The sequence below is a fragment of the Burkholderia sp. AU27893 genome, assembly GCF_002223205.1.
Taxonomy (GTDB): domain Bacteria; phylum Pseudomonadota; class Gammaproteobacteria; order Burkholderiales; family Burkholderiaceae; genus Burkholderia.
Window position 1 is genome coordinate 747,051 of record NZ_NKFD01000002.1, and the last position, 13,525, is coordinate 760,575.

Here is a 13,525-nt window from a genome sequence, read left to right on the forward strand (position 1 = left end):
CGCGTCGGGCTCGCGCGCCGGTTGCATTGCCGCCATCCGGCTGCGCTACGTCGACCGTTCGACACGCGGCAATGCATTAACATGCAGCCTCACAATAAAACCTGAGAGAACTGCATCCATGTCCCATCGCCTTTTCAGGCGTGGTGCCGCTGCCGTCGGCGCCGTCGCCCTCGTCATTGCCTGCGCACCGCTCACCGCCCTCGCCGCGCCGCCCGCCCAGCCCGACATCTTCAACGCCGCGCTTTGCAAGCCGCCGTTCACGTCGGACCTGATGGATTCGATCTACAACATCGCCAAGGCGGCCGATCCGAAGCCGGACGAATCGATGCTGGGCGCCGCCGTCTATCGCCTGCCGGAGCCGATCCACCGCGACGGCTTCACGACGCAGCAGGTCGTGTTCGTCAGTACCGGGATCGGCGTGCTCGTGGACGACGAAGTCGCCGACCAGCTCGCGAAACGCTACCAGCTCACCCTCGAGAAGGGCCACCTGCTGGGCGCGTCGTCCGTCGGCTATTCGCGCCGGCTGACGGTCCGCGGCCCGGGCGGCGCGCTGATCCTCGTGTCGGCCCGCCAGGGCCCAGCGCTGAAGGGCAAGACGCTGCTGGCCTGCGAAATGACGTCCGAAGAGGACATCAAGGCGCTGGAGCGGATGGAAAGGCATTGAGCCAGGCGGCGCTGCGGCGCCGTTCGCATGCGGGCGGCCGCGCACCGCCCTGCCCGGCCGCGTGCGTCGCCCGACGCGCGCCACCGCCCCCTGTCGCTACAATAGGCGCCATGAACGCCCCCACCTCCTCCGACACGCCCGATTCCGGCGACGCGCACATCGCGCGCAACCGGCTCGAGGCGCACCTGGACGCCGCGCCGCGTGCGTGGCCGCTCGACATCGTCGCCGCCACCGGCTCGACCAACGCCGACGTCGCCGCCCGGCTCAAGGCGCTGCCGCGCACCGCGAACGCATTACCCGCGCCGCTCGTGCGCGTCGCGTTCGAGCAGACGGCCGGCCGCGGCCGGCAGGGCCGACCGTGGTTCGCGCAGCCCGGCAATGCGCTGCTGTGCTCGGTCGGCTGCATCGTGCCGCGCCCCGTCGAAGCACTCGGCGGCCTCAGCATCGCGATCGGCGTTGCGCTCGCCGAAGGGCTGGCCGCGCTGCCGCTCGACGCCCGTACGCGCGTCGCGCTCAAATGGCCGAACGACCTGCTGCTGACCGCCACCGACGACGGCACGCCGCGCATCGTCGGCAAGCTCGCCGGGATCCTGATCGAAACCGCGTGGACCAGCGCCGACGCCACCGCCGTCGTGATCGGCTTCGGCATCAACGTGCGCGGCGCGGAAGCCGTCGCCGCGCAGGTCGACGCGCTGCGCGCGCGCGAAGCGACGCTCGCGAGCGGGCTGCCGCCCGCCGCGCTGTCGATCGCGTGCGCATCGGCCAACCTCACCGATACGCTAGCCGCGTCGCTGAACGCACTCACGCCCGCGCTCGCGCAGTTCGGCGCCGAAGGGCTCGCGCCGTTCCTGCCGCGCTGGCACGCGCTGCACGCGTACGCGGGGCGCGAAGTCGTGCTGCTCGAACAGGGCGTCGAACGCGTGCGCGGCATCGCGACCGGCATCGACCCGACCGGCCAGCTGCTGCTCGATACGCCGGACGGCAGGCAGGCGATCGCCGCCGGCGACGTGTCGCTGCGCGAAGCGCAATGAACGAGCCGCACCTGCTGATCGACGCCGGCAACAGCCGGATCAAGTGGGCGCTCGCCGATGCGCAGCGCACGCTCGTCGAGACGGGCGCGTTCGGCCACACCCGCGACGGCGGCGCCGATCCCGACTGGTCGACGCTGCCGCGGCCGCGCGGCGCGTGGATCTCGAACGTCGCGGGCGCCGACGTGGTCGCCCGGCTCGACGCGCTGCTCGACGCACGCTGGCCGGGCCTGCCGCGCACGACGATACGCGCGCGTCAGACGCAATGCGGCGTGACGAACGGCTATACGACGCCCGACCAGCTCGGCAGCGACCGCTGGGCCGGCCTGATCGGCGCGCACGCGGCGTTTCCGGGCGAGCACCTGCTGATCGCGACGTTCGGCACCGCGACGACGCTCGAGGCGCTGCGCGCGGACGGCCGCTTCACGGGCGGGCTGATCGCACCGGGCTGGGCGCTGATGATGCGCGCGCTCGGCACGCACACCGCGCAGTTGCCGACGCTGACCACCGATATCGCGAGCGGCCTGCTCGCGGGTGCCCAGGCCGAACCGTTCCAGGTCGATACGCCGCGCTCGCTGTCGGCCGGCTGCCTGTATGCGCAGGCCGGGCTGATCGAACGCGCGTGGCGCGATCTCGCGGATGCGTGGCAAGCGCCCGTGCGGCTCGTGCTGGCCGGCGGCGCGGCGGACGACGTCGCGCGTGCGCTGACGCTCCCGCATACGCGGCACGATGCACTGATCCTGTCCGGGCTGGCGCTGATCGCCGCGGAAGCAGCAACCGCCACCTCGACGCAGGCGTGACGGAAAAACGCCGACAGCGCGCCGGCGCACGGCAACGCGAGCCCGTGCGGGCCTGCGTCACGATGACGGTGAAGAACGGGGGCGCCATGCCGGCCCCGCGCGCACGGTCAACGGCAGGAACGAGAAGGAATGAAATCGCCGGCGATGCAGCCGGCCCGATTGAATGACGTGAACCACGTCAATGACGACGAGGAGTGTCGACGATGCTGCGCTGGCTGATCGCTGTTCTCTTTCTCGCCAACATGCTCGCGTTCGTGGTGGCGCGCGGCGTGTTCGGGCCGCTGCCGGCGGCCGGCCCGCGCGAACCCGGCGTGCTGGCGCGACAGGTGCGGCCCGATGCGCTGCGCGTGACGCCGCTCGCACGGGCCACCGACCAGCCCGTCATCGGCGGCCCGATCGCGCCGCCGTCCGTCACGGCCGAGCCGCTCGCCGCGTCCGCGCCCTGACGGCGCCCGGCTGCGCTCAGGACTGCTGCGCGCGCACCTTCTTCAGCAATGCGGTGGTCGAGCGATCGTGCTCGAACGGAATCGCCAGTGCCCGCCCACCCCAGCCACGCACCAGCGCCGATTCCGGCAACGCATCCATGTCGTAGTCGCCGCCCTTCACGAGGATGTCCGGCCGGACCGCCTCGATCAGCGACACCGGCGTCTTTTCCTCGAACGTCACGACCCAGTCGACGCTTTCCAGCGCCGCGAGCAGCGCCGCGCGGTCTTCCTGGCGATTGATCGGCCGGTCGTCGCCCTTGCCGAGCATGCGTACCGATGCGTCGCTGTTCACGCCGACGATCAGGCATGCGCCGAGCGCCTTCGCGTCGGCGAGATAGGTGACGTGGCCGCGATGCAGGATGTCGAACACGCCGTTGGTGAACACGACGGGCGACGGCAGCGACGCGCGCAGGGCGACGAGGGCATCACGGGTGATCAGCTTGCGTTCGAAGGTGGCGGACATGATGGAGGTCGGACGAAGTGGGCAACGGCGCGCGCGGCGGCGGCGCCAGATAAAAAGCCCGCCGGACTGACCGGGCGGGCTTCATGCAACGGGTACGACATCGCGCAACGCGGCCGGCGCGATTCACGCCGGCTGCGGCGCCAACCGGCCTCAGGCCGGCTGCGCGGCCGACGACGAGCCGCTTTCGGCCTGCAGGCGGCCGGTGACTTCCTTGCGGTAGCGGTTCAGCTCCTGCGCGGTCGCGAACGTGCGCTCGAACAGGATCGACAGGTTGTGCAGGATCCGTTCGACGACCTTCTTTTCCCATTCGCCGTCGAAGCGGATCTGCTCGTCGAGCCAGCGCTCGAGCCATTCCGGATCCGGCAGGCGCGACTGCACGGTGTCGCGCGGGAACAGCGCCTGGTTCACGTGCAGGTTGGTCGGGTGCAGCGGCTTCTCGGTGCGTCGCGCCGACGCCATCAGCACGCCGATCTTCGCGAATGCCGCACGCGCGACGTCGCCGCAGTTGTTCAGCGCCTTCTTCATGTAGCGCAGGTACGCGCCGCCGTGGCGTGCTTCATCGCGCGAGATCGTTTCGTAGATCTGCTTGATGACCGGCTCGGTGTGCCAGTCGGCCGCGCAACGGTACCAGTGATTCAGGCGGATCTCGCCGCAGAAGTGCAGCATCAGCGTCTCGAGCGGCGGCGCCGGGTCGAACTGGAAGCGCACCGCGTGCAGTTCCTCTTCGGTCGGCACCATTTCCGGCTTGAAGCGGCGCAGGTATTCCATCAGCACGAGCGAATGCTTCTGCTCTTCGAAGAACCACACGCTCATGAACGCGGAAAAGTCGCTGTCGTGCTGGTTGTCGCGCAGGAACATTTCCGTCGCGGGCAGCGCCGACCATTCGGTGATCGCGTTCATCTTGATCGTCTTCGCCTGCTCGTCGGTGAGCAGCGAAGCGTCGAACTTGTCCCACGGAATGTCCTTCTCCATGTCCCAGCGGACGGCTTCGAGCGATCGGTAAAGTTCCGGATAAAGCATCGTGTTCATGATGGTCCCACCCCTGTTCTGCGCAATGCGACTTCTCTAAACGTGACTGTTGCCGCGCAAGCGCGCCCGAGCGCGCCTTTTGCAGCCAAGACTCTAATTTTACGCGGGAAACCGGCCAGCCGGACGGTGATTCCTCGTCCGGCAGCCGGGCGGCCGCGCCGCCGCCGTTGCGGCATGCCGCAGCCACGCTCCGCGAACGGAACCGGCTGCACGCCTGCCTGAGTGGGGGCCGGCGCTGGCCGGCTCGTTGGCGCGCCCGTCCCCTGCCCCAGGCGGGTTCCCCGAAAGGTCCCGTGCGGATGCCGGATCGGCGGGCTGCTCGATATGGTGTATACGGCGGCGGCCATGATATCACGCGTGCATGACGGTTCCGAGACGCCTGCCCGGTCGTGCGCCGCCCATCGCGGTGCGGCGATCGGTCGCGGCCGACCGTCGCGAAAACGCAACCTTACATTCTCCTGCAAGCATCAGACCCGTATTTCGCCGGTCGCGAGGCCGTCGTCCGGCGGCATGCCGGCGGCCGGCGCGCTGCCGCCGTCCGCGCGCGCGATCCAGCCGGACAGCGTGTCACGCTGCGCGCGCCCGTCGCGGTAGCCGAGCTCGATCAGCTCGCGTGTAAACGCCTCCTCGAACAGCAAGTAGCTCGCGAACGACGCACCGGCCGGCTGGCTGCCGCCGATCGCGCCGAGCAGCCCGCGCATCGTCGCCGGCATCTGCTTCAGGTGCTTCGCGGCGATCAGCTCGATGCGCTCGGACGGCGCGATCGCGAGCACGTCGACGTGCCGCCAGCCGCTGTCCAACTCGACCTGGTGCGGCAGGTGCTCGATCATCCGGTTGATGTGCTCGATGCGCTCGATGTCCGAGCCGATCGAGTCGAGGAACACGCTCGCGAGCACCTGCTGGCCGATCTGCGCGAGCGTCGGGTAGCCGCGCACCAACCCGTGGCCGTTCGCGGCCGGAATCTCGGGCCGCGGGTCGGCCGCGCCGACCACGACGATCCGGTCCGCGCCGAAGTGGATCGCCGGCGACAGCGGCGCGATCTGCCGGATCGAGCCGTCGCCGAAGTATTCGATCTGCCCGTCGAGCACGAGCGGCACGGCCGGGAATACGAACGGAATCGCCGACGACGCGAGCAGGTGCGACGCCGACAGGTCGACCAGCCGCGCGGTGCGCTGCGCGCGCCGCCACGCCTGGATCGGCTGGGCCGCCTGGTAGAACGTGAGGTGCCGCCCGCTCGAATAGCTGAGCGCCGTCACCGCGAGCGCATGCAGCAGGCGCGCCTCGAGCATCTGCTCGATCCGGTGGAAACTCAGCTCGCGCTGCAGCAGGTGTGCGAGCGGCGCGTTGTCGAGCAACCCGCGCGGCGCACGGCGGGCCGCCCAGCCGAAGGTCATCGTCGCCAGCCAGCGTGCGCCGGCGCCCGCGATGCCGAGCCAGTCGGTGCGATACACGTAGTCGGCGCGCAACGGCTCCCAGAATTCGAGCAGGCGCCGCACGCCATGGGAAAAGTCGTCCGCGTGGCTCGCGATCGACGTCGCGTTGATCGCGCCGGCCGACGAGCCGCACACGACCGCGAACGGCAGCGTGTGCCGCAGCGGATCGGCCTCGCGCGCGATCTCGGCCAGCGCCTTCAGCACGCCGACCTGATAGGCGGCACGTGCGCCGCCTCCCATCAGCACGAGCGCGAGCCGCATGATCGACCTGCTACCTGCGCCGCGTCACGTCGAACGCTTCGGCGGACGGGTTTCGGGCGACGATGCGGCGGCCGCGCGTGCCGCGGCCGAACCGGCCGCACCGGCCGACTTCGCGCGCTTCGCGGCAGGCTTGCGCGGCGCGGCGGCGGCCGGTGCCGGCTTCGCAGCCGGCTCCGGCGCAGCGGCCGCGTCCGGCGGCGCATCGCCCGGCGCGGCGGGCTGCATGCCCGGCTGCGCCATCGCGAGGCTCGCGAGCTGGTTGAACTGCGACTGCAGCAGGTTCCACCAGCCCGACGGGTCGAACGCCTGCTGCGCGGCGTCGCCGGCCGCTGCCGCCGACGCGTCGGCCTCCGGTGCCGGCGGTGCATCGCTCGACGTCGCCGACGCGTGCTTCGCCGCATGCGCGGCCGCGACGGCCGCTTCCTCGGCCGCCGACATCGAGCTCTGCGCGAACGCGCCGAACGCACGCAGCGTCGCGAGCGTCGCGCGCTGCACCTCGAGCGCCTGGATCGCGGACTGCAGCATCCCGAGGTTGAGCTTCAGCCACTGCTCGACCGCGCGCAGATCGGTGATCCGCTTGTCGAGCTCCTCGACGCTCGTGAGCGGCGCCATCATGTCGGACATGCTCGACAGCGACGGCGGCAGCCCTTGCGTGGCGCCCGGGAACGACGTCATCCCGCCGAACGGCGACATCCGCATCATGTCCCACATCCGGTCCATCATGTCGGCGGGCTTGAAGCCGGCAAAGCCGGCGAAAGGGTTGGAGCCGGAGGCATCGGTCGTCATACGGGCATCCTGGTTGACTGGGTGAGAGCGAGGCGGCCGCCATGCGTCGCGCGAGCCGCGCCTGGATCGATCAGAGCGCCGGCGCGTGTCAGAACGGCGCGTCGCCGGGAAACTCGGGCGGCCGCCGCTCGCGCAGCGAGCGAATGCCTTCCTGCACGTCGGGCCCGGCAAAACCCATGAATTCGAGCGCCAGCGACGTATCGAAGGTCGGCCCGGCCGTGCGCAGCCAGTTGTTCAACGCGTACTTGGTCCAGCGGATCGCCGACTGCGAACCGTGCGCGAGCCGCTCGGCCACTTCGTAGGCCTTCGGCAGCAGGTCGGCCGGCTCGACCGCGAGCGAGACCAGTCCGATCCGCTCGGCCTCCTCGCCGCTCACCGGCTCGCACAGCATCAGGTAGTACTTTGCCTTCGCCATCCCGCACAGCAGCGGCCACACGATCGCCGCATGGTCGCCGGCCGCGACGCCGAGCCGCGTGTGGCCGTCGATGATGCGCGCATCCTTCGCGGCGATCGAGACGTCGGCGAGCAACCCGGCGACGAGCCCCGCGCCGACGGCCGGGCCATGCATCGCCGAGACGATCGGCTTGCTGCAGTTGATCACGTTGTAGACGAGGTCGCGCGCCTCGCGCCACACGCGGGCGCGCACGTCGAAGTCGTTCGCCATGTCCTCGACGAGCGCGAGGTCGCCGCCCGCCGAGAAGCCCTTGCCTTCGCCGCGGATCACCGCGACGCGCGTGTCGGGATCGCGGTCGACGTCGCGCCAGATGTCGGCGAGCTCGCGATGCATGCGTGCGTTCGCGGTCGCGAGGCCGCTGCGGTTCGCGCCCTCGCCGCTCATCACGATGTCGAGCACGCCATGGTCGCGGCGCGTCACCTTCAGTGCTTCGTAACCGCCGTACGCGGCGAGATCGGCCATGCGCTGCTCCTTGCTCGAGGCTCTCGCGCCCCTGAATCGAGTGTAGCCAAGCCCGCGCGGGCAAACATCAGGCGAAACCCGGCGCGCGGGCCGGGCCCGGGTTTCGCGCAAGCGCAGCGCTGCGGGCGCCGCGCGACTTACGCCGCGCCGTCGGGCGGCGCGACCGACTGCTCGATCGCGCCGAAGATCGACTTGCCGGCCGTGTCGAACATCTCGATGCGCACGGTGTCGCCGTAGCGCATGAATTCCGTCTGCGGCGCGCCGTGCTCGATCGTCTCGAGGCAGCGCTTCTCGGCGATGCAGCAGTAGCCGCGCTTCGCGTCCTTGTTCGACACCGTGCCCGAGCCGACGATCGAGCCGGCGCGCAGGTTGCGCGTCTTCGCCGCGTGCGCGATCAGCTGGCCGAAGTGGAACACCATGTCGGTGCCGGCATCGGGCTGGCCGACCTTCTTGCCGTTCCAGTGGACGATCATCGGCCGGTGCACGCGGCCTTCGCGCCATTCGTCGCCGAGCTCGTCGGGCGTCACGGCGACCGGCGCGAACGCGGTGGCCGGCTTGCTCTGGAAGAAGCCGAAGCCCTTCGCGAGCTCGGCCGGAATCAGGTTGCGCAGCGACACGTCGTTCACCAGCGTGACGAGCCGCACGGCCTTCAGCGCTTCGTCGGGCGTCGCGCTCATCCGCACGTCGCCGGTGATCACCGCGACTTCCGCCTCGAAATCGATGCCCCATTCCTCGGACGGGCACACGACGTCGTCGCGGGCCCCGAGAAAATCGTCGCTGCCGCCCTGGTACATCAGCGGATCGGTCCAGAATTCGGGCGGCATCTCCGCGCCGCGCGCGCGGCGCACGAGTTCGACGTGGTTCACGTACGCGGAGCCGTCGGCCCACTGGAACGCGCGCGGCAGCGGCGCCATGCAGTTGGCCGGATCGAACGCGAACGCATTGCGCGCGCGGCCGTGGTTCAGTGCGTCGTACAGGTCGCGCAGCTGCGGCGCGTAGAACGCCCAGTCGTCGAGGACGCGCTGCAGCGTCGGCGCGATCGCGTCGGCGATCGCCGCGGTGTGCAGGTCGCGCGACACGACGATCAGCTGGCCGTCGCGCGTGCCGTCCTTCAGCGAAGCAAGTTTCATAGGGGACTCTGGCGTTGTAGTGACGATGGAGGGAATCTATTTTACGATGGTGAATCCCTGCGGCGCGCGGCGATCGTGCGTGCCGTTTTCGCCCCGATTCTTCGGCCCGGTTTTTCAGTCCGGTTTTTCAGCCTGCTTCCTGCCGCCTTTTCGCGCCCCTGCCGCCCATGCCCGCCAGCCCGCTTCCCGACGACGATCTCGCCGACTCCGACACCGACGACGCCGCTTCCGGCGAGCACGGCGAGAAGGTCCGTTCCGGCATCCAGTCGATCGAGGTCGGCTTCCGCCTGCTCGACGTGCTGACGAGCGAGCCGCGCGCGATGATGCTGCGCGACCTCGCGCAGCGCGCGGGCATGAGTCCTGCGAAGGCGCACCGTTACCTGGTCAGCTTCTCGCGGCTCGGCGTGGTGTCGCAGGACCCCGTCTCGGGCCGCTACGAACTCGGCGGCTTCGCGCTGCAGATGGGGCTCGCGCGGCTCGCGCGCGTCGACGGCGTGAAGCTCGCGCGGATCGCACTGACCGAATTCCGCGACCGCCTCGACCAGACGGTCGGCATCGCCGTGTGGGGCAACCAGGGGCCGACGATCGTGCACTGGATGGAATCGAGCCACCCGGCGAAGGCGTCGCTGAAGCTGGGCGACGTGATGCCGCTGCTCGGCTCCGCGACGGGGCTGCTGTTCGCCGCGTACCTGCCGCGCAGCAAGACCGCCGCGATGCTCGAGCGCGAACTCGCCGATACGCGCCGCTCGCCGCACCACGGCGGCCCGCGCACGCTCGACGAGGTCGACGCGGTGCTCGCCGACGTGCGCCGGCACGAGGCCGCGCGCGTCGAGGGGATGCTGCTGCCGACGATCCACGCGTTCTGCATGCCCGTGTTCGATGCGGTCGGCGAACTCGCGCTCGCGATCGTCGCGCTCGGCCAGGAAGGCTCGTTCGACATCGCATGGGGCGGCGAGATCGACACCGCGCTGCGCGCCTGCGCGCAGAAACTGTCTTACGAACTCGGCTATAGTCCCGACGCGCGCGACGCCTGACGCCTCCGGTAACCGCCCCCCGGCACCTGCCCGTCACGCAGCGCGAACGTGCGGCGCATTCGACAGTCCGATTCCTGTGGCGCGCGCCGCGCGCCCGAGCTCACGCGAACGCCCCGATCCTGTCCCGATGCCCATGCAGCCTGCCGATACCCGCCCGAGTCACGCGTTGCCCCGCCACTGGCTGCGCGTGGGCATTGCGCTCGTCATCGTGCTGGTGCTGCATGCGCTCGCCGCGTTCTGGCTGATGCGCAACCGCGATTCGTTCACGCCGCCGCCACCCGCCGAAGTCCCCGTGCAGATCGAGCTGCTGAAACCGCAACCGATCGAACGCCAGCCTGCACCGCCCGCGCCGAAGCCGGTCGAGCAGCCGGCCGCGCCCGCGCCGGCGGCCCCGAAGGCCGCCGCACCGAAACCCGCGCCTGAGCCGGTCCTCACGTCGACGCAAACGGCCGAGCACGGCGAGCCGCCGGCCGCCGCGTCCGCAGCGAGTGGTGTGCCTGCCGCATCGGGCGCGCATGCCGCGTCGGCTGCCGGCGCCGCCAGCGCCGCCACCACCGTGACTCCGGGCCCCGCGACGAACGGCGTGAAGTTCAACGCGCCGCCGTCCGGCGACCTGCAATACGACACGTTCTACAACGGCATGCAGAACATGATCGGCACGATCCACTGGCGCACCGACGGGCACACCTACGACCTGTCGGTGTCGATGCCCGTGCCGTTCGTCGGCCCGTTCACCTACCGCAGCGAAGGCCGCATCGACGCGTTCGGCGTCGCGCCCGAGCGCTACGTCGAGAAGCGCGGCAAGCGGCCGGAGGACATCGCGATCTTCAACCGCGAGATCCGGCAGGTCGTGTTCACGCGCACGCCGAACAACGCGCCGCTGCCCGACGGCGTGCAGGACCGCTTCAGCATGCTGATGCAGCTGTCGGGGCTCGTGCGCGGCAATCCGTCCGCGTACAAGCCGGGCGTCACGCAGCAGTTCTTCGTGATCGACAACAACAGCGGCGAAACCTGGCCGATCACCGTGATCGGCGACGAGCAGGTGCAGACGCAGGCCGGCATCATCGGCGCGCGGCATTTCATGCGCCTGCCGCGACGCGACGGCGACACGCGCCGCATCGACATGTGGCTCGCGCCGTCGCTCGGCTGGCTACCGGCGCGGCTCGTGCAGACCGAACCGAACGGCGCGCAGATCGAGCTGTTGTGGCATGGCCGGCTCGCGGCGCCCAGCGCGCCGGCCGACGCAGCACCCGCAGGCGGCGCAACGCACGCGCCCGCCGGTACGCCGACGCCCGACGCATCGGCCGCTCCCGCTGCGGAACCGGCCCAACCCGCGCCGCCGGCTCCCGTGCAACCACCGGCACCACCGGCTGCACCGCCCGCGCCCTCGCCTGTCACATCGCCTGTCACACAGTGAACTCGCGCGCGAATGCACGCGATTCGGCAATTTCGACCGATTACAGATTTCCGTGAAATGGCCGATGACACTCTTTAACAACTATTTCAGTCCACCGGCAGACAATGGGAAACGTTTCATAGACATCGGCTTCTAACCGATACACCCCACGCAAACGGGAACGGGGTGTGCAGCGCAAGCCCCTTGAAACCGGCAAGGCTCGCCCCACCTAGGGGACAACAAGGCCAGATGCCACTGCGAAGAGGAGTGCCGCCATGCAAATGATCTACAACAGCCCCAACTACTGCGTCGTCGAATTCGCGCCGCAGGCCGGCCACCACCTGATGAATGCCGGCGGATATGAAATCGTCGACAAGAACGCGCAGCGCGAAATCTTCATCGACGGCGAACTTGCCGAACGATTCCGCGCGCACGTGAAGCAGTTGATCGAGGATGAACCGTCGCTCGATGAAGTCGACGAATTCCTCGGACAATTCGACAGCCTGATGATGATGCCCGTCGTGCTGCACTGACGACCCGCGGCCCGGCGCCTCGTGCGGCCGGGCCATTTGCCGCGCATCGACGCGGCGCCGCGAGCACTCCGATCCTGCCCCCGCCCGGTTCGCCGGCGGGGGTTTTCATTTGGCGGCCCGGCCGGCGCGGCGCTAGGGCCTGTTCACGCTAATAACGGGCTTGCGAACGCGCCTTGCCGGTCGTAGTGCAAGGAGTGAGGAGCGCCGTTTGGCCGAGCCAAACAAGCGACGATCGACGCCGCAATACGGCCGGCAAGGCGCGTTCCCCTGTTCGGGAAAATTCATTCGTGGGGCTGGCCACCAGAAGGGCCGATCGCCGCGTCATGCTCCTCGCGAATACGTTGAGTATTCGCTTCGTCGCAATCCTTGCGCTCGGCCCTTCTGGTGGCCAGCGCAAGCCCGTTATTAGCGTGAACAGGCCCTAGCGGGCGGCGCCCATGCGCACCGGCTACAATGACGGTTTTCCCGTCTTCGCCGGTCTTTCGCCCATGTCTGCGACTCCTCTCGCCGCTTCCGTCCCGCTCGACGCGTCCTACACGCGCGGCGCCGCTCTGCCTGCGCTGCTCAAATCGCGCATCCTGATCCTCGACGGCGCGATGGGCACGATGATCCAGCGCTACAAGCTCGACGAAGCCGCGTATCGCGGCGAGCGCTTCAAGGATTTCCCGCGCGACATCAAGGGCAACAACGAGCTGCTGTCGATCACGCAGCCGCAGATCATCCGCGAGATCCACGACCAGTACTTCGCGGCCGGCGCGGACATCGTCGAGACCAACACGTTCGGCGCGACGACCGTCGCGCAGGCCGACTACGAGATGGAAGATCTCGTCGTCGAGATGAACATCGAATCGGCGAAGCTCGCGCGCCAAGCGGCCGAGCAATACGCGACGCCCGACAAACCGCGCTTCGTCGCGGGCGCGATCGGGCCGACGCCGAAGACGGCCAGCATCTCGCCGGACGTCAACGATCCGGGCGCGCGCAACGTCACGTTCGACGAGCTGCGCGCGTCGTACTACCAGCAGGCGAAGGCGCTGCTCGACGGCGGCGTCGACCTGTTCCTCGTCGAGACGATCTTCGACACGCTGAACGCGAAGGCCGCGCTGTTCGCGCTCGACGAACTGTTCGAGGACACCGGCGAGCGCCTGCCGATCATGATCTCGGGCACCGTCACCGATGCGTCGGGCCGGATCCTGTCGGGCCAGACGGTCGAGGCGTTCTGGAATTCGCTGCGTCATGCGAAGCCGCTCACGTTCGGCCTGAACTGCGCGCTCGGCGCGGCGCTGATGCGCCCGTACATCGCCGAGCTCGCGAAGCTGTGCGATACCTATGTGTCGTGCTACCCGAACGCGGGCCTGCCGAACCCGATGGCCGAGACGGGCTTCGACGAAACGCCGGACGTCACGTCGGGCCTGCTGAAGGAATTCGCGCAAGCCGGGCTCGTGAACCTCGCGGGCGGCTGCTGCGGCACGACGCCCGAACACATCGCCGAGATCGCGAAGGCGCTCGCCGACGTGAAGCCGCGCCGCTGGCCGAACCAGTACAGCGACAACGCCTGACCCGACCGTCC

At 69.7% G+C, this 13,525-nt stretch carries 14 protein-coding genes; 8 read left to right on the forward strand and 6 right to left on the reverse strand.

Features of this window, described 5'->3' with window-relative positions; genetic code table 11:
* The first annotated feature begins 118 nt into the window (after positions 1-118).
* From CFB47_RS16625 to CFB47_RS16640, 4 genes are all read left to right on the forward strand, one after another.
* The gene (locus CFB47_RS16625) at positions 119-664 is read left to right on the forward strand and encodes a hypothetical protein (RefSeq protein WP_089461696.1); all 546 of its coding nucleotides are present in this window, start codon (positions 119-121) and stop codon (positions 662-664) included.
* Positions 665-774: 110 nt separating this feature from the next.
* Positions 775-1,695, forward strand: a complete 921-nt coding sequence (locus tag CFB47_RS16630; RefSeq protein ID WP_089461697.1) for a biotin--[acetyl-CoA-carboxylase] ligase — start codon at positions 775-777, stop codon at positions 1,693-1,695.
* A complete protein-coding gene (locus CFB47_RS16635) occupies positions 1,692-2,492 on the forward strand; it encodes a type III pantothenate kinase (protein ID WP_089461698.1) in 801 nt (266 codons plus the stop codon). The genes CFB47_RS16630 and CFB47_RS16635 overlap by 4 nt, the downstream gene beginning before the upstream one ends.
* A gap of 203 nt (positions 2,493-2,695) precedes the next feature.
* Complete coding sequence (locus CFB47_RS16640) at positions 2,696-2,938, forward strand: hypothetical protein (protein WP_089426666.1); 243 nt, start codon at positions 2,696-2,698, stop codon at positions 2,936-2,938.
* A gap of 16 nt (positions 2,939-2,954) precedes the next feature.
* Here CFB47_RS16640 and rfaE2 read toward each other — a convergent pair whose 3' ends face one another.
* The 6 genes from rfaE2 to CFB47_RS16675 form a co-directional block, all read right to left on the reverse strand.
* Positions 2,955-3,440: a D-glycero-beta-D-manno-heptose 1-phosphate adenylyltransferase gene (gene rfaE2, locus CFB47_RS16645; RefSeq protein ID WP_089426432.1), complete on the reverse strand. Its 486-nt coding sequence runs from the start codon at positions 3,438-3,440 to the stop codon at positions 2,955-2,957.
* 150 nt (positions 3,441-3,590) lie between these two features.
* Positions 3,591-4,469, reverse strand: coding sequence for a diiron oxygenase (locus CFB47_RS16650; RefSeq protein ID WP_089441121.1), 879 nt, complete (start codon positions 4,467-4,469; stop codon positions 3,591-3,593).
* Between the two features lie 467 nt (positions 4,470-4,936).
* Positions 4,937-6,163, reverse strand: coding sequence for a patatin-like phospholipase family protein (locus CFB47_RS16660; protein WP_089461699.1), 1,227 nt, complete (start codon positions 6,161-6,163; stop codon positions 4,937-4,939).
* Positions 6,164-6,187: 24 nt separating this feature from the next.
* Positions 6,188-6,949, reverse strand: a complete 762-nt coding sequence (locus tag CFB47_RS16665; RefSeq protein ID WP_089461700.1) for a PhaM family polyhydroxyalkanoate granule multifunctional regulatory protein — start codon at positions 6,947-6,949, stop codon at positions 6,188-6,190.
* Between the two features lie 88 nt (positions 6,950-7,037).
* The gene (locus tag CFB47_RS16670; RefSeq protein WP_089461701.1) at positions 7,038-7,865 is read right to left on the reverse strand and encodes an enoyl-CoA hydratase/isomerase family protein; all 828 of its coding nucleotides are present in this window, start codon (positions 7,863-7,865) and stop codon (positions 7,038-7,040) included.
* Positions 7,866-8,002: 137 nt separating this feature from the next.
* Positions 8,003-8,995, reverse strand: coding sequence for a fumarylacetoacetate hydrolase family protein (locus tag CFB47_RS16675; RefSeq protein ID WP_039346348.1), 993 nt, complete (start codon positions 8,993-8,995; stop codon positions 8,003-8,005).
* Between the two features lie 167 nt (positions 8,996-9,162).
* Between CFB47_RS16675 and CFB47_RS16680 the strand changes: the two genes are divergently transcribed.
* From CFB47_RS16680 to CFB47_RS16700, 4 genes are all read left to right on the forward strand, one after another.
* On the forward strand, positions 9,163-10,029 hold the full coding sequence (locus tag CFB47_RS16680) for an IclR family transcriptional regulator (protein ID WP_011353357.1): 867 nt from the start codon (positions 9,163-9,165) through the stop codon (positions 10,027-10,029).
* 127 nt (positions 10,030-10,156) lie between these two features.
* Entirely contained in the window at positions 10,157-11,446 is a 1,290-nt protein-coding gene (locus CFB47_RS16685; RefSeq protein WP_089461834.1) for a DUF3108 domain-containing protein, read from the forward strand.
* Positions 11,447-11,700: 254 nt separating this feature from the next.
* Complete coding sequence (locus tag CFB47_RS16695) at positions 11,701-11,958, forward strand: DUF3567 domain-containing protein (protein WP_006477667.1); 258 nt, start codon at positions 11,701-11,703, stop codon at positions 11,956-11,958.
* A 488-nt stretch (positions 11,959-12,446) separates the two neighbouring features.
* Complete coding sequence (locus tag CFB47_RS16700) at positions 12,447-13,514, forward strand: homocysteine S-methyltransferase family protein (protein WP_089441336.1); 1,068 nt, start codon at positions 12,447-12,449, stop codon at positions 13,512-13,514.
* Positions 13,515-13,525 lie beyond the last annotated feature (11 nt).

What these genes read in the sequence shown, in the direction of transcription:
- CFB47_RS16635 (WP_089461698.1), top strand. Translation starts at nt 1,692, where the DNA reads ATGAACGAGCCGCACCTGCTGATCGACGCCGGCAACAGCCGGATCAAG.
- CFB47_RS16670 (WP_089461701.1), bottom strand. Translation starts at nt 7,865, where the DNA reads ATGGCCGATCTCGCCGCGTACGGCGGTTACGAAGCACTGAAGGTGACG.
- CFB47_RS16695 (WP_006477667.1), top strand. Translation starts at nt 11,701, where the DNA reads ATGCAAATGATCTACAACAGCCCCAACTACTGCGTCGTCGAATTCGCG.
- CFB47_RS16660 (WP_089461699.1), bottom strand. Translation starts at nt 6,163, where the DNA reads ATGCGGCTCGCGCTCGTGCTGATGGGAGGCGGCGCACGTGCCGCCTAT.
- CFB47_RS16650 (WP_089441121.1), bottom strand. Translation starts at nt 4,469, where the DNA reads ATGAACACGATGCTTTATCCGGAACTTTACCGATCGCTCGAAGCCGTC.
- CFB47_RS16665 (WP_089461700.1), bottom strand. Translation starts at nt 6,949, where the DNA reads ATGACGACCGATGCCTCCGGCTCCAACCCTTTCGCCGGCTTTGCCGGC.
- CFB47_RS16685 (WP_089461834.1), top strand. Translation starts at nt 10,157, where the DNA reads ATGCCCATGCAGCCTGCCGATACCCGCCCGAGTCACGCGTTGCCCCGC.
- CFB47_RS16675 (WP_039346348.1), bottom strand. Translation starts at nt 8,995, where the DNA reads ATGAAACTTGCTTCGCTGAAGGACGGCACGCGCGACGGCCAGCTGATC.
- CFB47_RS16640 (WP_089426666.1), top strand. Translation starts at nt 2,696, where the DNA reads ATGCTGCGCTGGCTGATCGCTGTTCTCTTTCTCGCCAACATGCTCGCG.
- CFB47_RS16700 (WP_089441336.1), top strand. Translation starts at nt 12,447, where the DNA reads ATGTCTGCGACTCCTCTCGCCGCTTCCGTCCCGCTCGACGCGTCCTAC.
- rfaE2 (WP_089426432.1), bottom strand. Translation starts at nt 3,440, where the DNA reads ATGTCCGCCACCTTCGAACGCAAGCTGATCACCCGTGATGCCCTCGTC.
- CFB47_RS16630 (WP_089461697.1), top strand. Translation starts at nt 775, where the DNA reads ATGAACGCCCCCACCTCCTCCGACACGCCCGATTCCGGCGACGCGCAC.
- CFB47_RS16680 (WP_011353357.1), top strand. Translation starts at nt 9,163, where the DNA reads ATGCCCGCCAGCCCGCTTCCCGACGACGATCTCGCCGACTCCGACACC.
- CFB47_RS16625 (WP_089461696.1), top strand. Translation starts at nt 119, where the DNA reads ATGTCCCATCGCCTTTTCAGGCGTGGTGCCGCTGCCGTCGGCGCCGTC.